The sequence below is a fragment of the Mesorhizobium sp. WSM4822 genome, from assembly GCF_055811155.1.
Window position 1 is genome coordinate 1 of sequence record NZ_JBVVQM010000012.1, and the last position, 17,886, is coordinate 17,886.

The 17,886-nt window shown below is 61.1% G+C and carries 17 protein-coding genes; 12 read left to right on the plus strand and 5 right to left on the minus strand.

Annotated features, from left to right (window positions below):
* Nucleotides 1-741 precede the first annotated feature (741 nt).
* The 10 genes from AC0L3E_RS24955 (at nt 742) to AC0L3E_RS25000 (ending at nt 10,134) form a co-directional block, all read left to right on the plus strand.
* Entirely contained in the window at nt 742-1,686 is a 945-nt protein-coding gene (locus tag AC0L3E_RS24955) for a heme-binding protein (RefSeq protein WP_473605852.1), read from the plus strand.
* Nucleotides 1,683-3,563 (plus strand): methanol/ethanol family PQQ-dependent dehydrogenase, encoded by a 1,881-nt coding sequence (locus tag AC0L3E_RS24960; RefSeq protein WP_128307161.1) that lies wholly within the window; start codon nt 1,683-1,685, stop codon nt 3,561-3,563. The genes AC0L3E_RS24955 and AC0L3E_RS24960 overlap by 4 nt, the downstream gene beginning before the upstream one ends.
* The gene (locus AC0L3E_RS24965; protein WP_127331654.1) at nt 3,544-4,413 is read left to right on the plus strand and encodes a substrate-binding domain-containing protein; all 870 of its coding nucleotides are present in this window, start codon (nt 3,544-3,546) and stop codon (nt 4,411-4,413) included. Before AC0L3E_RS24960 ends, AC0L3E_RS24965 begins: the two co-directional genes overlap by 20 nt.
* Nucleotides 4,410-4,943: a c-type cytochrome gene (locus AC0L3E_RS24970; protein WP_127296112.1), complete on the plus strand. Its 534-nt coding sequence runs from the start codon at nt 4,410-4,412 to the stop codon at nt 4,941-4,943. The genes AC0L3E_RS24965 and AC0L3E_RS24970 overlap by 4 nt, the downstream gene beginning before the upstream one ends.
* Before the next feature lie 14 nt (nt 4,944-4,957).
* Entirely contained in the window at nt 4,958-5,950 is a 993-nt protein-coding gene (coxB, locus tag AC0L3E_RS24975) for a cytochrome c oxidase subunit II (RefSeq protein WP_127331652.1), read from the plus strand.
* Complete coding sequence (gene ctaD, locus AC0L3E_RS24980; protein ID WP_128307162.1) at nt 5,947-7,917, plus strand: cytochrome c oxidase subunit I; 1,971 nt, start codon at nt 5,947-5,949, stop codon at nt 7,915-7,917. Before coxB ends, ctaD begins: the two co-directional genes overlap by 4 nt.
* A complete protein-coding gene (locus tag AC0L3E_RS24985; protein WP_127268121.1) occupies nt 7,914-8,519 on the plus strand; it encodes a cytochrome c oxidase subunit 3 in 606 nt (201 codons plus the stop codon). The genes ctaD and AC0L3E_RS24985 overlap by 4 nt, the downstream gene beginning before the upstream one ends.
* Nucleotides 8,520-8,652: 133 nt before the next feature.
* Nucleotides 8,653-8,862: a hypothetical protein gene (locus AC0L3E_RS24990; RefSeq protein WP_245469322.1), complete on the plus strand. Its 210-nt coding sequence runs from the start codon at nt 8,653-8,655 to the stop codon at nt 8,860-8,862.
* Entirely contained in the window at nt 8,859-9,737 is an 879-nt protein-coding gene (locus AC0L3E_RS24995) for a cytochrome c oxidase assembly protein (protein WP_127331646.1), read from the plus strand. The genes AC0L3E_RS24990 and AC0L3E_RS24995 overlap by 4 nt, the downstream gene beginning before the upstream one ends.
* Nucleotides 9,718-10,134, plus strand: coding sequence for a c-type cytochrome (locus AC0L3E_RS25000; protein ID WP_127331644.1), 417 nt, complete (start codon nt 9,718-9,720; stop codon nt 10,132-10,134). The genes AC0L3E_RS24995 and AC0L3E_RS25000 overlap by 20 nt, the downstream gene beginning before the upstream one ends.
* Before the next feature lie 78 nt (nt 10,135-10,212).
* On the opposite strand, the gene AC0L3E_RS25005 is transcribed toward AC0L3E_RS25000, so the two are convergent.
* The 4 genes from AC0L3E_RS25005 to AC0L3E_RS25020 all read right to left on the minus strand — a co-directional run bounded on the left by AC0L3E_RS25005 (nt 10,213) and on the right by AC0L3E_RS25020 (nt 13,513).
* A complete protein-coding gene (locus AC0L3E_RS25005) occupies nt 10,213-11,052 on the minus strand; it encodes a DUF3618 domain-containing protein (RefSeq protein WP_128307164.1) in 840 nt (279 codons plus the stop codon).
* Nucleotides 11,049-11,441 (minus strand): phage holin family protein, encoded by a 393-nt coding sequence (locus tag AC0L3E_RS25010; protein ID WP_128307165.1) that lies wholly within the window; start codon nt 11,439-11,441, stop codon nt 11,049-11,051. The genes AC0L3E_RS25005 and AC0L3E_RS25010 overlap by 4 nt, the downstream gene beginning before the upstream one ends.
* On the minus strand, nt 11,438-12,043 hold the full coding sequence (locus tag AC0L3E_RS25015; RefSeq protein WP_128307166.1) for a hypothetical protein: 606 nt from the start codon (nt 12,041-12,043) through the stop codon (nt 11,438-11,440). Before AC0L3E_RS25015 ends, AC0L3E_RS25010 begins: the two co-directional genes overlap by 4 nt.
* A gap of 552 nt (nt 12,044-12,595) precedes the next feature.
* A complete protein-coding gene (locus tag AC0L3E_RS25020) occupies nt 12,596-13,513 on the minus strand; it encodes a glycoside hydrolase family protein (RefSeq protein ID WP_164898456.1) in 918 nt (305 codons plus the stop codon).
* A gap of 356 nt (nt 13,514-13,869) precedes the next feature.
* On the opposite strand from AC0L3E_RS25020, the gene AC0L3E_RS25025 reads away from it, so the two are divergent.
* Together AC0L3E_RS25025 and glf are read left to right on the plus strand one after the other, a co-directional pair.
* Nucleotides 13,870-15,042, plus strand: coding sequence for a glycosyltransferase (locus AC0L3E_RS25025; RefSeq protein WP_128307167.1), 1,173 nt, complete (start codon nt 13,870-13,872; stop codon nt 15,040-15,042).
* A gap of 2 nt (nt 15,043-15,044) precedes the next feature.
* A complete protein-coding gene (gene glf, locus AC0L3E_RS25030) occupies nt 15,045-16,187 on the plus strand; it encodes a UDP-galactopyranose mutase (RefSeq protein WP_256747089.1) in 1,143 nt (380 codons plus the stop codon).
* A gap of 75 nt (nt 16,188-16,262) precedes the next feature.
* Here glf and AC0L3E_RS25035 read toward each other — a convergent pair whose 3' ends face one another.
* Nucleotides 16,263-17,429: a beta-glucosidase gene (locus AC0L3E_RS25035; RefSeq protein WP_128307168.1), complete on the minus strand. Its 1,167-nt coding sequence runs from the start codon at nt 17,427-17,429 to the stop codon at nt 16,263-16,265.
* Nucleotides 17,430-17,886 lie beyond the last annotated feature (457 nt).

Consider the following 17,886-nt stretch of genomic DNA (forward strand, 5'->3'; position numbering starts at 1 on the left):
GCCGGCGCCAAACGTCCCAACAAACCCGCCACAGGCGCCGGCCACCCTCGCCTCGGTCGCCTCCGAGATGTGCAGTGTTGAGTGGATGCGTCGTCGCGTCGAGGGCTCATGGCTTCGCCTCTCGGATCGCTCGCAAGGTCGCACGGCGTAGTTTGTCCTCGCGCTTGAAGGTCTTCACGCGGTCGACAAGGCTGCCGCTGCTCGGGCACTCCAACTTCGATGAGGCGTATGAGGTCGCGCTCGCGGGCGCAGTACCGCGGAAGCGGGGGTGGGGTCTATTGCGTGCGTCACCTGCGTGGTCGCAAACGGAGGTCGGCTAGTCCGCCGAATGACTTTATCGCCGTAGCTTCCCTACTCCCACTCGATTGTTCAAACAGCGTATAACCCTTTGAAATCGCTGTCAAATATTTTCCAGAACTGCTAAAATTCCGACACTAGAACCGTCAAAAAATTACGCTCTTGATTTTAAAGGGAAAATCGCCACAAAAAATATTTCGAGGTTTCACCAACTATCGGGACCATCCGGGCGATTTTCGAATTTTATGACGTCCACCAGCGTGCCCAAGTCGCCTCAAAAAGTACCGTCGCCTTCTCAACTAGGCATTTTTCATCGCAAAATGAGCCGTTGTCGCGAGTCCGGGTGGATCGTCCGTATGGTCCCGCAACCGCTCCGCTTCTCCGATAATGCCAAGTGCTTACTAGGTGCGATGAGCCGGCCGCCGGCGGGACAGACGGCAACCCTTGCCATTCACCGGACGGGAACTGTGCATTTTTTCCAAAAGCAGGAACATACCTGCATCGCCCAAGTTAGACATCGACGGCATTGGATCACGGATTCTTTCTCGCATTCTCCAGTCTGACAGAGTGCTCCATGATTCTTTGATGCTCGAACCAATGGGCAGGACAATGTACCGCTGTCAGCTTTTCTTATCTGCCTTTGGCCTGATGTTGGCGGGTGGCCTGTCCCCACAGGGCCAAGCCATGGCACAGGCGCCCTGCCCGGCCCACCACGATAAGCTGCTCGCTGTCCTCAAGGCCAATGTGAAAGCGAGCGGCGGACCTGCCAACGGAGGCTTTGAGACCAACGAATGGGCGGCTGTCGTTGCCCGCGACGGCGCCGTGTGCGCGATCGCTTTCAGCGGTCCCACCGCCGATTCCCAATGGCCGGGCAGTCGCCTCGTCGCGGCAGAGAAGGCCAATACGGCCAATGGGCTCAGCTTGGCGCAAATGGCCCTATCGACGGCCAATCTCTACGCGGGGGCGCAACCTGGCGGGCCGCTTTTCGGCTTGCAGGAGACCAATCCGGTCAACCAGGCCGCAGCCTATGCGGGCGATCCCAAAACGTTCGGAAGCGCCAGCGATCCGCTCGTCGGCAAGCCGATTGGAGGCGTCGTTGTGTTTGGCGGCGGGCTTGCCCTCTATGACGGAAAGAGCATCGTCGGAGGCATCGGGGTCTCCGGAGATTCCTCATGCGCCGATCACAATGTCGCCTGGCGTGTTCGCGCGGCGCTCGGCCTCGACAAGGTTCCCGCCGGAGTCAATCCCAATCGCAAGGACGCCATCGTCTACGATCTGGATCCCGGCGGCAAAAGCGCCTCGGGCTGGGGCCATCCGCTTTGTGCCGGCACCGAGGCTGACATCGCGGCGGAGCTCGGCGCCGGGGTGGGAGGCTCGATCCACAAATGAAAGGCATGCTGCACCCGGCACAGGCGCGCGTTAACGAAGGACGAGGCGACCGCGCATCGGCGACCGAGAATTCTTTTCGCACCTGCATACTCTCGGTGATGCTGCTGGCATGCGGCCCATTCCTGAGCGGTGCCTCGGAGCCGCCATCGGCGGCGGCTATTGCGCCGCCCGCCGCCGCCGCGCCACCCGATGACGGGCAATGGACTATGCCGGCCAAGAACTACGCGTCGACCCGCTTCAGCGACCTGACCGAGATCAACGAAGGCAACGTCAAGAACCTGCAGGTCGCCTTCACCTTCTCCACCGGCGTGAACAAGGGCCAGGAAGCAGCGCCGCTGGTTGTCGGCAACATCATGTATATCATCACGCCCTTTCCCAACATCGTCTACGCGCTCGACCTTTCCAGGCCCGGCGCGCCGATGAAGTGGAAGTACGAGCCCAACCCCGAGCCGGCGGCACAAGGGGTGGCCTGCTGCGATGTCGTCAACCGCGGCGCGGCCTTCGCCGACGGGCGCATCTTCTTCAACACGCTGGACGGCCACACGATCGCCCTCGACGCCAACACAGGCAAACCAATCTGGAACGCCCATATCGGCAACATCAACATCGGCGAGACCATCACCATGGCTCCGCTGGTGGTGAAGGGCAAAGTTTTGGTCGGCAATTCCGGCGGCGAAATGGGCGTCCGCGGCTGGGTCAAGGCGCTGGATGCCGGAGACGGGCATATTGTCTGGACGGCTTATGGCACTGGACCCGACAAGGATGTGCTGATCGGCCCGGACTTCAAGCCCCACTATGACATGGACAAGGGCACAGACCTTGGCGTGACGACATGGCCGCCGGAAGCCTGGAAGATCGGCGGCGGCAATATGTGGGGCTGGATCTCCTACGATCCGGCCTTGAACTTGATCTTCCACGGCACAGGCAATCCAGGACCGTGGAATCCGGATTTGCGGCCCGGCGACAACAAATGGACGTCCGGTATTTTCGCGCGTGATCCCGATACCGGAGCGGCGAAGTGGTTCTATCAGTGGAGCCCGCATGACCTCCATGACTATGACGGGATCAACGAGCAGATCCTTCTGGACATGACCTGGCAAGGCAAGCCGCGCAAGGTCCTCGTCCGACCGGAACGCAACGGCTACCTCTATATCCTTGATCGAACCACTGGCGAGGTGTTGTCCGCCACAGCCTACGGTCCGGTTAATTCCAGCAAAGGCGTCGACCTGAAGACCGGCCGCCTGATTGCAAACCCCGACAAGAAGACCGGCACCGGCAAGGTGGTCCGAGACATTTGCCCGACAGCGTCCGGCCTCAAGGACTGGCAGCCATCGGCCTTTTCGCCGAGGACCGGCCTGCTCTACATCCCCCACAACAATCTCTGCATGGATGAAGAAGGCGTCGAGGTAAACTACATCGCAGGCACGCCCTATGTCGGCATGAACGTACGCATGATCCCCGGGCCGGGCGGCAATCGTGGTGCCTTCACCGCCTGGGATGTTGCCGCCGCGAAGCCGGCCTGGGTCCTGAAGGAGAACTTTCCGGTGTGGAGCGGCACCGTCGTCACTGCCGGCGATGTCGTCTTTTACGGCACCATGGAAGGCTGGTTCAAGGCGGTCAGCGCCAGGACTGGCGATCTCCTTTGGCAATTCAAGACATCGTCCGGCATCATCGGCCAGCCGATAACCTATCGCGGCCCCGATGGGCACCAATATGTCGCAATTCTGTCAGGCGTCGGTGGCTGGGCCGGTGCCATCGTTTCCGGCGACCTCGACCCGCGCGATGCCACCGCGGCACTTGGCTTCGTCAACGCGATGAAGGATCTAAAGAACGCTACCACGGCGGGAGGCACGCTTTATGTGTTCCGGCTGCCTTGATGGATTGGACTTGACCGTACGTCCGGCGCGAAAGGCGTTCCAACGGGTGGCGATCGGCATGGCCGGGCTCGCCTTGTTGCTCTTGCCGGCCATTGCCAATCCACGTGAGTTGAGAGTGTGCGCCGACCCGAACAACATGCCGTTTTCCAACGCGGCCGGTCAAGGCTTCGAGAACAAGATCGCGGAAATCATCGCCACTGATCTCGGCGCCAAGCTGACGTATACTTGGTGGGCGCAGCGCCGTGGCTTCATCCGCAACACGCTGAAGGCAGGCCTTTGCGATCTCGTGCCCGGCACGCCTGCCAATCTCGAAATGCTGCGCACGACCACGCCTTACTACCGTTCGTCTTATGTCTTTGTAACCCGCCAGGACGGCCCGGACGTGGCCTCCTTCAACGACCCGCGGTTGCAAGAATTGCGTATCGGTGTTCAGCTCATCGGCGACGATGGCGCCAACTCGCCGCCAGTCCAGGCGCTTGGCCGCCGCGGCATCGTCGGGCACCTCATCGGCTACCCCGTCTATGGCGACTACTCCGCTCCCAACCCTCCGGCGCGCATCGTCGAAGCTGTCGCGAACGGCGAGATCGATCTTGCCGTGGTCTGGGGTCCGCTCGCCGGCTATTTCGCCCAGCGGCAAAAGGTGTCGCTCCGGATCACGCCGGTCACGCCTCGCATCGACGGACCGCAACTGCCGCTAATGTACGACATCTCAATGGGTGTTCGGCGCGAGGACGATGTGCTGCGTGGCGATGTGAATAGCGCGCTTGCCAGACACAAGGCCCAGATCGACGCGGTTCTGGCGCAATACGGCGTACCGCGTCTGGACATGGCCGGGAGTCCGGCGCGATGAGGCAGGCTCTGGCGATGTTACTGCCCTTGACGCTGGCCCTGGTCGCCTGCCAGCGCGAGGAGCGCGACACGCGACCGCAATCGGCGCTCGGTTCAGGTGAGCAGCCGACGCCCGTGACCACGTTGGAGCCGGGCGGACAGCGACCCTCCCCCACCGATAACAAGGCGGCGAGCTTCGAGGCCAACGCCTTCCACATGAGCGAGGGCAAACGCCTGTTCAGCTGGTTCAACTGCTCGGGCTGCCATGCCAATGGCGGTGGCGGCATGGGCCCGGCGCTCATGGACGAGAAGTGGCTCTACGGCAGCTCGATCGAAAGCATCCACGCCACGATCCGCGACGGCAGGCCGAACGGGATGCCGAGCTTCGGCCAGAAGATACCCGATGACCAGATATGGGAGCTGGCGGCATATGTGCGTGCACTGGGCGGCAACGCGCCCTCCTCCGCCGCGCCGCAACGCAATGACGGCATGATGGTGCATCCCTCGGAAAACCGCCTGCCGGATGCCGCGACACTGGGCAAATCACCGTGAGGCGCCCGGCTTCGATGACCTTCGCTCTCTGTCTCCTGCTTCTGCAGGGATGCGCAGGCTGGCAGTCGGCGCTGGATCCGAAAGGCCCCGCAGCCGACGAGTTGGCTTGGCTGATCTGGTTCTTCACCGCGCTTTGCGCGGTTGTGTGGGTGCTGGTGATGATCGCGCTCGCAGCACCGCTGGTTATGCGATCGCGTCCCGGCGATGAACCCCTCTTACTCGACGAAGCGGCCGAACGCCGCAAGATGCGCGTGGTCGCGTCCGCCGTCGGACTGACCGCCATCATCCTGATCGGACTGACGCTGCTAAGCTTTTTCGCCAACAGGACGCTGGCTGCAATCGGCTCGGAGGCTGTGCTGACAATCAGGGTGACCGGGCACCAGTGGTGGTGGGAGTTGCGCTACGAGGATGCTACGCCGAGCCGCATCCTGACGACGGCAAACGAGATCCATATCCCTGCCGGCGAGCCGGTGCGGCTGCTATTGACCTCGACCGATGTGATCCATTCCTTCTGGATCCCAAGCTTGGCCGGCAAACTCGATCTTATCCCCGGCCACATGAACGTGCTGGATATCAAGGCGGACAAGCCGGGCGTCTACCGCGGTCAATGCGCTGAATTCTGCGGTGCGCAGCACGCCAATATGGGCACCTTCATCATCGCCGAGCCGCGCCCGAAATTCGATGCCTGGCTGAACGACCAGTTGCAGCCGGCCGGCGCGCCGGCGAGCGGCGAAGCCAAGGCCGGCGCGGACCTGTTCCTCAAACGCCCCTGCGTGATGTGCCACAGGATCGGGGGAACGCCGGCCGGCGGAACGGTGGCTCCCGACCTCACCCACATCGCCAGCCGGAAAACATTGGCGGCCGGAACGCTGACGATGAGCCGCGGCAATCTCGCCGCCTGGATAGCCGACCCGCAAGGCATCAAGCCGGGTTCCCACATGCCAGTGGCAGATCTCAACGGCGACGAGCTCAACGCAATCGTCGCTTATCTCGAGGGGCTGAAATGAGCAGCGCCGATGTCACAGGCGACCGCCACATCCCGGAACCAGACCCCGCCAAGGGCGACCTTGCTCCCGAACGTGACGGCCCCCGCGATACCGGCATGGATGATGCCAGCCTGCATCGCTGGCTCGAGCGCACCTGGCGGACGCCGTCCGGCATCGTCGGAGCGCTCTCGAGCGTCGATCACAAGGTGATCGCACGACGCTATTTGATCACCGCTTTCGTCTTCCTTGGTCTTGGCGGTCTCAACGCTGTCGCCATGCGTATCCAGCTTTCGGGACCTCAACGCGGCCTGATCGGGCCCGACCTCTACAACCAGCTGTTCACCATGCATGGCGTTACGATGATGTTTCTGTTCGCCGTGCCCATCGTGCAGGCGACCGGAATCTACCTGGTGCCGCTGATGGTCGGCACCCGCAACATCGCGTTTCCGCGCCTGAACGCGTTCAGCTATTGGATCTACGTCTCGGGCGGCGCTTTCGCCTGGGTGTCCTTCGCCCTCAACATGGCTCCTGATGTGGGCTGGTTCGCTTACGTGCCGCTGTCCGGCCCCGAATTCGCACCGGGCAAGCGCGCCGATGTCTGGGCGCAGATGATCACCTATACCGAAGTGTCGTCATTGGCCGTCGCTGTTGCGACCATCGTCACTGTGTTCAAACAGCGTGCCCCCGGCATGTCGCTGGACAAGATCCCACTCTATGTCTGGGCGATGCTGGTCACTTCCTTCGTCGTCGTCTTCGCGATGCCGGCGGTGATGATCACCTCGACTTTCCTGATCCTTGACCGCCTGGTCGGCACGCACATCTTCAACCCGGCGGAAGGTGGGGATGCTCTGCTGTTCCAACATCTCTTCTGGTTCTTCGGCCATCCGGAGGTTTACATCATCTTCCTGCCGGCGACGGGCATGGTGTCCGCGATCATTCCTGTTTTCGCCAGGCGACCGACATTCGGTCATCTCGGGCTGGTCCTGTCGCTGATCGCAGTCGGCTTCCTGTCGTTCGGGCTCTGGGTTCACCACATGTTCGCCACGGGATTGCCTAAGCTCGGCGCCAGTTTCTTCACCGCATCCAGCATGCTGATCGCCATTCCAAACGGCGTGCAGATCTTCTGCTGGCTTGCAACACTTTGGGACGGCCGGCCGGTGATCCGGACGCCATTGCTGTTCGTCTTCGGCTTCTTCTTCATCTTCGTCATCGGCGGGCTGACCGGCGTCATGCTCGCCTCTGTGCCATTGGATCTTCAGGTGCACGACACCTATTTCGTCGTCGCGCATTTCCACTACGTGCTGATCGGCGGCTCGGTGTTCCCGCTGCTTGGCGCGGCTTATTTCTGGTTCCCGAAGATCACCGGCCGCATGATGAGCGAACGCCTTGGACGGTGGCATTTCTGGCTGGCCTTCATCGGGTTCAATGCGGCCTTTTTCCCGATGCATCTCGTCGGCCTATGGGGCATGCCACGAAGGGTCTACACCTATCCGGCCGAGCTTGGCTGGGGCAACATCAACCTTTTCATCTCTGCCGGGGCGCTGCTCTTTTTCCTGAGCTTTGTCCTGTTCACTTTCAATCTGGTGCATGGCGCGCTCAAAGGCACCCTGGCCGGCAACAACCCGTGGGACGCAGGAACCTTGGAGTGGGCAACGTCCTCGCCACCGCCGAGCTATAATTTCGCACGCATTCCCATGGTTACCCATATCGAGCCGCTCTGGGCCGAGCGCGAGGCGCTCCCTGTAGCGACCGGGCTCCGCGTCGATGCGCGCGAACTCCTCATCTCGACCTTGGCCGAAGCTTATCCCGATATTCGCGAGAAATCGGCCACACCGTCGATCTGGCCGCTTTTTGCGGCGCTAGCCGTCGGCGGCACGTTTCTCTATTCGATCTTCACGCCTTGGGCGATCGTCTGGGGCGCCGCGCCGATCGCCATCACGTTGATCGGTTGGTTCTGGCCGAAGGGCGATCCGGAGGACCAGGAATGAAGCAGCGCGCCGCCGCCGATCTTTCTGGCCTGCCGACCTTCGGGCACGGTCCGCGCAGCCCCACCTGGTGGGGCACGCTCGGCTTCATGGCTTTGGAAGGCACCGGTTTTGCGCTGGCAGCGGGCGCATATCTCTATCTTGCGCTGTCGTGGCCAGCGTGGCGGCTTAGCGCACCGCAGCCTGACCATTGGCCCGGAACGATCGTGACGATTTTGTTTGTCGTCAGCCTTGTGCCCAACCACGTCCTCCACCGCCACGCCAAGCAATGCTCCATGGTTCCGGTGCGGATCGGCCTGGTGGTCATGTCGCTGCTCGGCATCGCTCCGCTCGTCGTGCGCTGGTTCGAATTCCCCGCCCTCAACATCTATTGGGACACCAACGCCTATGGATCGATGCTCTGGGTGCTGCTTGGCCTGCACACCACGCACCTCATAACCGATGTCGGCGACACCATCGTGCTGACAGTGCTGATGTTCACGCGCCACGGCTATAGCGGCCGGCGCTTCGGCGATGTCGGCGACAATGTCTTCTACTGGGATTTCGTGGTCCTGACCTGGATCCCGATCTACGTGCTCATCTATTGGGCGCCGAGGCTAGGCTGAGATGCGAGCGTTGCGGTTGGGAACGTCCTGGGGTGGTCTTCTGTCAGGTCCGCTGGCCTGGGCGGTCTCGACACAGCTGAATTATGCACTGGTGCCTTGGCAATGCAACCGTCAGGTGCCAGTCGTGCTTCCCGTGGCGCTGCTGCTCGTCTTGTTGTCGCTGCTCGGCGGGGCGCTGTCGTGGCGGGCGAAGCGGCGAGGCGGTGCCGCATTCAAGCCGGAGCGTACGCGCGGCACAGAGCGCTTCGTCGCCAATCTCGGGATGTTGTCGGCGTTGCTGTTTGCGCTTGTGATCCTCATGCAAGGCAGCGCGGCGCTGATCCTGGATGGGTGCCTGCGATGAACCTGGACGCGCTGTTCCCTACTTCCATCTGCTACGGCGCCGGCGCGCCCGGGGCCGGGTGGACGCTCGCGCTGCCCATCACCCTGCCACTCGCCGTGCTTGCCCTGATATATGTCGTTGGCGCTGGCCGGCTTTGGCGGCGCAGCAGCCGCGGCAGGACGTTGCGGCTGCGCCAGGCTCTGCTGTTCACGGCCGGATGGAGCGTGTTGACAGCCGCATTGGTCAGCCCGATTCATGTGCTCGGCGAGCAGGTCTTTGCGGCGCATATGATCGAGCATGAGCTGCTGATGGCCGTGGCGGCGCCGCTGTTGGTCTCTGCCTGCCCGGCTGCGGCCTTGATGTGGGGCCTACCCATCCGGTTCCGGCGCATTCTGGGAATTGCCGGACACGCCAATTGGCTGAGGGTGGTCTGGGCCTTCGCAACGCGGCCGATCAGCGCGACCATTATCCACGGCATTGCTATATGGATTTGGCACATTCCGGTGTTGTTCGAGGCCGCGCTCGAACGCGGCGTACTGCACTATGCACAGCACGCGAGCTTCTTCGGAACAGGGCTGCTGTTCTGGTGGGTCCTCTTGCCGCGTCCCGGCCGCCAGCATGCCTATGGGAGCGCAGTGATGCACCTCTTTGTCACCTCGCTGCATACCGGGCTGCTCGGCGTTCTCCTGTTGCTCTCGCCACGCCTCTGGTACCCGGAGAACGCCGTGGGAGCGGCACTGTGGAATTTGAGCCCCCTGGAGGACCAGCAACTTGCTGGGCTGGTGATGTGGGTTCCGGCTGGATTGATATATGGCGGCGCAGCGCTGCTGCTGGCCGCGTTGTGGATCAAGGCGAGCGGAAGGAGGGAGGCGGCGCATGCGTACGAGCGTGTCTAAACTGCTTGCCGCCGTCATCGCCGCGCTGGTGCTGCTCGTCGCGGCCGTGGCCGGAATGACCTGGTGGTCCGATCGGGCCGCGCGCGTCCGCCACGAGGCGGAGGCGGCCACAGGCGGTGACACTGCGAGGGCCTTGCCGATCATGAATGCGAATGGCTGTTCCGGCTGCCATACGATTACGGGCGTGCCGGGCGCGCAAGGGCAGGTCGGTCCTCGCCTGGATGCCAGTCTTGCTGACCGCGTCTTTATCGGCGGCGGGCTGGCCAACAATCCAGAGAACCTGATCCGCTGGATACGATCGGCCAGGGAAATCAATCCGCACACCGCCATGCCGTCGACCCGGATTACAGAGCAGCAGGCGCGCGATATCGCGGCTTACCTCTACGCTCTGAAATGACTCGAGCGGTTCACCGTTTGAACAACAACGCCGGCCCTTCTGAAGAGACCGACTATCGTTGATCCAGGATCATTCAAGCTAGGTTTGACGCTGAGACGGATCGGAAATCCGTTCACGCACGGCATGCTCGGTTTTGTCTGCTGTGGACTTCACGACCTCGCCGAGCTGATCGGCCATCGTGCCTGCTTCCATATTTTGCCGGCCAGCTTCCTGCTTGATGGTCTCATAGGCGTCGGCGGCGACCTGCTTGGCTTCATCCAGACCCCTGTCGAGCATGGTTTCGGCGGTGTCGCGAAGCTTGTCGCCATAGGCGCCTAGTTGCTCATCCTCCGTTGCGGTATGGGGCAGCATTGCACCTATGGCGGCGCCGATGGCGAGACCGGCGGCCGCTACGGCCAAGGGTTGGTTCTCAAACAGTTCTTGGGCAGAGCGGGTGGTTTTCGCCGCCATCTCGCCGGTCACCGATCTTGCAGTGGCCGTGCTGCCCGTCAAACCCTCGGCGGCGTTGCTTGCCGCGCTCGAAACGGTATCGCTGACGCTGGTAGCAGCCGACGACAGCGATGTGGCGGCATCGGAAAGCGTGCTGCCAAGGCCTCCACGCTCCCCGTCATCATGTCGTCCCGGCGACGAAGGCATGGAGTATCCAGCCGAACCGTGGGGGGTGTTTGAGGTACCGCTGCCGAACATCAGCCAAGCCAGACCTGCGCCCACCATGGTGACCGGCAAAGGATTGTCTCGGACCTGCGTTCTGAGATTGCTGAGCATGGCCGAGCTCTCCCCTCCCGAGAACAGCCCGGTGAACTCATCCAGCAATTGTCCGGGCGTCATCTTGCCTCGAATGGATTCGGCGGTCTCCATCACCCGGGCGCGGGCTGCCTCGGCCTCGCGTTCAAGTTCGGCTGCGGATTTCTCTTTCATCTCACCTGTTCCTTGATCACGCTCGCGTCGCGCTTAAGCTGTTCCTGGGTCCGGTCGGGGGTAAGTTCCGAAGGCGCCATGCTGGCCATCCCGGTCCGCAGCAGGATGACGCCGAGGACCGCCACGACCACACCGACCAGCAGGGAAGACCACCCCGCGCCTAGCCCTGCCCGCGTCAGTGCGATAACGAGTGCCTGCAGCAACACCAATAGCGCGGCGAGCAGGCAAATCGCGCCGCCCAGTACTTCCGCGGCACCTGCTCCGGCTTTGGCAAGCTTTTCAGAGAGCTCCGCCCGAAACAGCCTGGCCTCGGTTTGCACCAGAGTGGTGACATTCTGGGCCAAGTCGGTGATCAGTCCGGCAAGGCTGGGATTGTCCTGGGTGTTCATCTGTCCTGCTCCGCGTTCTGCGTGGCCCCATCATCGCCGACGAGGCCCGAATCCTGCGAACGATCAACGGACCAACCCTGTGCCTGATCGGTGTGTGATTTGAGGTCTCCCGCATCCTGGAATTCTGGACCCGCCGGCGGAGAAGCCTTGATGAACCGCCCGAGAGCCAATCCGGCCAATACCGATCCGGCAAGCAGGACACCGGGATTTTGCCGGCCAAAGGACTGCACGTCCTCCAGGACCTGGCCGAACGGTTTCTGTTTCAATGACGATGAAAGCCGCTCCAAGCCACCGGCGGCATCCAATGCGAACTTCGATGCGTTCCTTTCATCGTTGTTGGCCAGATGGTCACTGGCCGCGCGCAGTGCGCCGCCCAGCGCCGCCAGACTCGATCCGATGTCGCGCTGAGCTTCCTCCGCCTTGTCGGAAATCGCATCCCTGGCTTCAGATGCATAATCGCCAGCCTTACGGGTCACCGTGTCACGCGCGTCGTGAAGCAGCTCGCTGGCACGTTCTTGTTCCTGGCGAAGCCTGTCGGAAACGTCGCTTTTTGCCTTGTCGAAATCGGTGGGCTGTCCGCCCTGATCGTTCTCATGCTGCATGGGCCACCTAGTGAAGACCGAGGAAGGAGAGGACCGCGAGCACGACAACGATAAGGCCGATAAGATAGATGACACTGTTCATGTGCACGTCCTCCGTGGCTTCCCAACTTCGTGGAACCTCCGATGTTCCACTAGGTGAAAGCATTTATGATCAGGCTGAAACGGAGAGCTCGTCAGGCACGCAACAATCAGGAATGAGCTGAGCTGCCCCTCGTGCGGAGCTTCAGTGGCTCGAGTACAAACCTTGTGCTCCCGACTGCGCACGGGTCGAGCGGAAGGCCGCCGGTTGCCTCGGCTTTGGCTGACCTTTGTCTATTCGGCTGTCCGCCTGTCGATCATCTGCTCGCTCTGGACGCCCGGCACGTCCCTGGCCTGTTGGACGCCTTCAACGAAGCGAGGATGAAGGCATAGAATACGTGCTGATGTTTCATTCTCCTGCGGGAAGGAGCAGAGATATTCAGTTCGCCCATGTCTTCGAACGCCGCGACCGACTGCTGCATGGTGTCGTGTGCACGCGCTCCGACGGATTGTTCCGTCCGAGCAACACCTAAATCATGCAACCTTGGAAAACAGGGCGACGTCGCATCTGGCCAAGCCGTAGCGCCACCGATGATCGGTCGTGGCGACCCGGCTTTGGTAAAACAGCGAAAGTTGGCCCCCTTCGATCATCACGGTCGAGTGGCCGTTCTCTCCCGGCTGGCCTGGTTCCAGCACCGGTCCCATCGACACATAAGGTCCAGCAACATCATCGGCGATGGCAAAAAACACGCGTTGCCGGTTTCCCCGAAGGCCATTCGGGAGAAAGCAAGTGGCATTGAGAAGCACGCGGCCATCCGGCAATTCGACCAGTTGTGCGCCCTCTATCCCCCATTCGTAGTCGGGATCCTCTCTCGTGTTGTGGTGAGGAACTTCATTATGGTCAAGGATCTTGCCGATCCGTTTCCAAGGGCCGAACCATGAATCGGATTGGCTACGCGCGAGATAGATGTCGGGCTGTGGCACCCTGGTGAATTTTGGCATGGCGGAATAGACGAGGTAGCGCTTGCCGCCAATAACCGCGGGATGCGGATCGTAAATGCCATCTTCCTCCGTGTCCGGGATGGCGAGGATTGCCGGGCTAAGAACCACCCAATGGAACCCGTCATTGGAAACCGCATGCTCGCAGCGGCCACCAGACTTCATGAACTCGGTCTGGATGAACATATGAAAGACGCCACTTTCGTGAATGACCCCCGGAGCCGCAACACCACTCCCATTGATAGGAAGCTCGATCGACTGATGCTCGGTCCACGGCCCATAAAGGTCCGGCGCCGTGGCATGCAGGATCCTCCACGTCTCGCTGGTCACCGTGCCGCTCGAGCCGAAGACGTGCCACAGGCTGCCATCAAAGACGGGGCAAGGGTCCTTGAGATCATCCACGCTTTGCGGATGAAACAGCGGAAAAACATTGGTTGAAAAGTCGATCTTCATATCAGCCCCGGAATTCGCCTGGCACGGACTCGCCAGTGATGCGGGCGAATCAACTTGATGTCCTGCACATTTTATAACCAGCGACTTAAACGCAAATACGGCAGGTCAGTTCTCCACCGACATTCCCCCGTCGCTCACGCTTTCAAAGCCCGGCGACGCGTGGTGGCCGTTCTCAGCTCCGCAGAAACATCGTCGCATCCGTCATCCGAGCGGTGACTGAGAGCTCTTCACTTCACCTTGGAACAACTCACGCGGTGGAAAGTTAGGAGCTGGTACCGAAGTCTATTTCTCCTCCATCTGCGATTAACAAATGTTAGTCGCAGCATAAATTAAAGATTACAGGAAGGAAAATCTCAATGGAAGCAGCCTTGGGCAGGGTGTCCGCCAGTAAACACGCTGGCAGGGAAAATCTACTGGTTTGCTTCTCGCACTTGCGTTGGAATTTCGTCCATCAACGCCCGCAGCATATTCTCACTCTTGCATCCATGCAGCAGAGAGTGATCTACTTTGAAGAGCCTGTTTTTGAAGAACTGCCACAGCCGCTGATGCGGACGAGCGAGGCGTCGCCAAACATTCTAATTGTGACACCAGTGCTTCCACTTGGCGCGTCGGCCGCGAAATCAGATGCCGTCCAGCGGAGATTTGTTCAGCAGATCATAGCTTCTATGCCGCACAGCCGGCTGATCGCCTGGTACTACACGCCGATGGCTCTTCGCTTCACGGAGTTCCTTGACCCAGACATATGCGTCTACGACTGCATGGACGAACTCTCCGCCTTCAAGAATGCGCCGCCCGAACTGGCGCAGATGGAAAAGGGACTTCTGCGCCGCGCCGATCTCGTTTTCACCGGTGGCCTGAGCCTGTTCGAGACCAAGCGCCGCTTGCATCAGGCCATTTACCCCTTTCCGAGCAGCATCGATGTGAAACACTTTCACAAGGCAAGGCTGCCAGGAAAGGACCCCATCGACCAGGCCGGCATTCCTCACCCGAGGGTGGGGTATTTCGGCGTCATCGACGAGCGGCTGGACGTCGACCTCGTGGCGCTAGCGGCGCGGACCATGCCGGACGTGCATTTCGTCATGATCGGCCCCGTTGTCAAAATCGATCCTGCAATCCTGCCGAAGTCCGACAACCTTCATTGGTTGGGCACGAAGGCCTACTGCGACCTGCCCGATTATCTGCGCCATTGGGATGCCGGGTGGATGCCGTTTGCGCTCAACGAAGCGACCCGGTTCATCAGCCCAACCAAGACGCCAGAGTTTCTGGCGGCGGGCCTGCCGGTGATCTCGACGGCAATCGTCGACGTTGTGCGCAGCTACGGCGCTGCTGGGCTGGTGGAGATCGCCGACGGTGACGACTTGGACAGCAAGCTGCGCTCCCTGCTTTTGCGACCGCGCGAGATGCTGCTGCCGCAAGTCGATGCCTATCTGGCTGACATGTCGTGGGAAAGAACATGGAAGGCCATGGCCGCTCACATTGAGGGCGCCTACCGACGCAAGAAGGTCGTCCCGCTCCGCAGGAGCGCATAGCCATGTTCGATTGGCTGATCGTCGGCGCGGGGTTTGCCGGCAGCGTGCTTGCTGAAAGGATAGCCTCCCAGCGTCATGAAAGCGTTCTCCTGGTCGACCGCCGCAGCCATGTCGGCGGCAACGCCTACGATTGCTACAATGAAGCCGGCATCCTCATCCATCGTTACGGGCCTCATATTTTTCACACCAACAGCCAGTCGATCGTGGACTACCTCTCGCAGTTCACCCAATGGCGCACATACGAGCACAGGGTTCTGGCGGCGGTCGACGGGAAACTGCTTCCCATCCCGATCAATCTCGACACAATAAACCGCCTTTATGGCCTCGAGTTGAATTCCGCACAGTTGGAGGAGTTCTTTGCATCGCGGCGCGAGACGGTAGAGGACGTGCGAACGGCCGAGGATGTTGTCGTCAGCACCGTGGGACGCGAGCTCTACGAGAAGTTCTTCCGTGGCTATACAAGGAAGCAATGGGGCGTCGATCCGAACCAGCTGAGCAAATCAGTGACGGCACGAGTGCCGACCAGGACCAACCGCGATGACCGCTATTTCAGCGACAGCTTCCAGAAGATGCCTGCCGGCGGATACACGAGGATGTTCGAGCGCATGCTCGATCACCCGAACATCAAGGTCATGCTGCAGACCGACTTCCGCGAAATTCGTGACAAGATACCATTTAACCGCCTGATCTATACCGGCCCGATAGACGAATATTTCGGCTGGCAGCTAGGGCGTCTTCCTTATCGTTCGCTCCGTTTCGAGCACGTCACACTCGACCAAGAGCAGTTTCAGCCGGTTGCCGTCGTCAACTACCCCCAGACGGAAGATTACACCCGCATCACCGAATACAAACATTTGACCGGCCAACGGAGCGTGCGGACCAGCCTGACATACGAATATCCCACCGATATCGGGGACCCGTACTATCCGGTGCCGCGGGCCGAAAACGAAGAGCTCTACAAGCGCTACGAAGCGCTCGCCGCAACCTGTCCCGACGTGTGGTTTGTCGGCCGCCTGGCAACCTACCGCTACTACAACATGGATCAGGTGGTCGGGCAGGCCTTGGCAACCTTCGCACGCATTCAAAAGAGCGTCCCGGAATGGGCGGGCGTGGTGAATGCGTCGTTGGCCGAAGGGGCGCTGTAGCTCCCCCACCTGGACCCAGGAGCATCGGCGCGGGGCCGACAGGCGCTCGCGCAGTCCCTCGTGCAGCTCATGTGTTTAACGCGTCGGGTTCGCCGCGAACAAAGCTTGCTGGCGGGCCAATTCGTCCGCGACGGGCTTGCGGATGTGTCGGCTGCCGTCCGCCTGGACGACTGAAAACAATCCCACTTCCGCATGCCGCGAATTGTCCCAGCCCGGATAGGCGGTTACCGGGTAAAGGCAGATACCTTCGATCGGGGCTTTGAGGCTTTCTGCGGCACGCACCTCGTCGCAGACATAATGGAGCCAAGCCGGCCCGCCAGACCCCTCGGAGCCGGTCTCGGCGATGAACATAGGCTTGCTATATCGATGCGCGACTTCGATCAGCATCTCCGATAGGGCACGGTACTCGTGATGCCCCATCGGAATCGTCGGCCCGTTTAGGTACCACTGATTGTGTGGATAAAAATTCAAGCCAACGACGTCGACGGCATCTTCGCTCCCACCCAGCTCAGGTTCGGCCCGGCCCAGCAGCATGTCGTAAGCTTCGAACTGTCCCTGACGGGCATTTTCGGCCCGGCGCCGTTCGGTGCGGGTCCGGTCGCGAGGAGCGATGTGGATAAGCGGCTCGGCCCAGACGAATCTGCAAGCGGGATCGACCTCCCGCATCGCGCGAACGCCGGCTATTGCTGCTTTCACGAGGTGCCGCTTGAACCAACCCCGCTTCTTCGGGCCGACGCGCGGAAAATAGCCGACCTCAACAGCCCAGGCGAAAAACGAAATTTCGTTGATCGGGCACAACAGAGGCGCTGTACCGGCGATTGAACGATGAACCCTCACAGCTTCCGCGGCGAACGAGGCATAGGCATCGATGAAATGCATCGACCCCTGATCAACATGGTCGGGAGATCCGTAGTGGAAGATGTCCCAGATGATCTGGACACCTGCCGATTGCGCTGCTTCGACCATCGGCGTCCAGCTTGACCAGTCATAGGTTCCAGGAGCGGTTTCGATGAGGTGCCAGCGCAAGCCGTCGCGGATGGTCCGAAGACCGAGTTCGGCGCAACCGCGGTAGTCGCCCAGGGCATGCAAATAATGCGACGTCGCGCGGATAAGATCGAGGCGAACGCCGTCCTTGCGCCGGTGCGACGAGCACTCGAAGCCAGCCATGAAAAAACTGGCGAACGGCGACGTGCCCGTAATCGAAGTCACCTCATTGCCTGCGCTGTGTCCTGCTTCGCTCATGCGAAGTCTCCTAGGGCATTTGGGCTCAATCTCGGCTGCCGAATGCAGATCGGGAACAGCCATAGCAATCCGGCAGCCGTCTCTCATCCGTCAGGCTGCACATTAGTCTTGTGCTTAACGGGATGGTACCAAACCGGATGGTCGAGCCTTTGTTCCCGATCGAACCCACCGGAGGCCAGACAGCAGCCAGGGAAGAAGCTGGCAAGGGAAGTCGGGGGGCGAGGCACACAGCCGTCATCGGATCATCCACCGCTCCGACGAAGGCAAGGAACAGTACGTTCAAATTCGACTTTCCGACATCGATCATGCCAGGCGAGAGGATCGCAGCGACGTCGCCTGGAGTATCGCAGGAGCCGCTCCGCCGATCTTTCCCGGTAAAGCCCGTCATTCGCTTCAAGCGGGAACATTGGTTGCCTCCACAAGTTTGATCGCCATAGCAATGGCCGCAGCGGGCGGG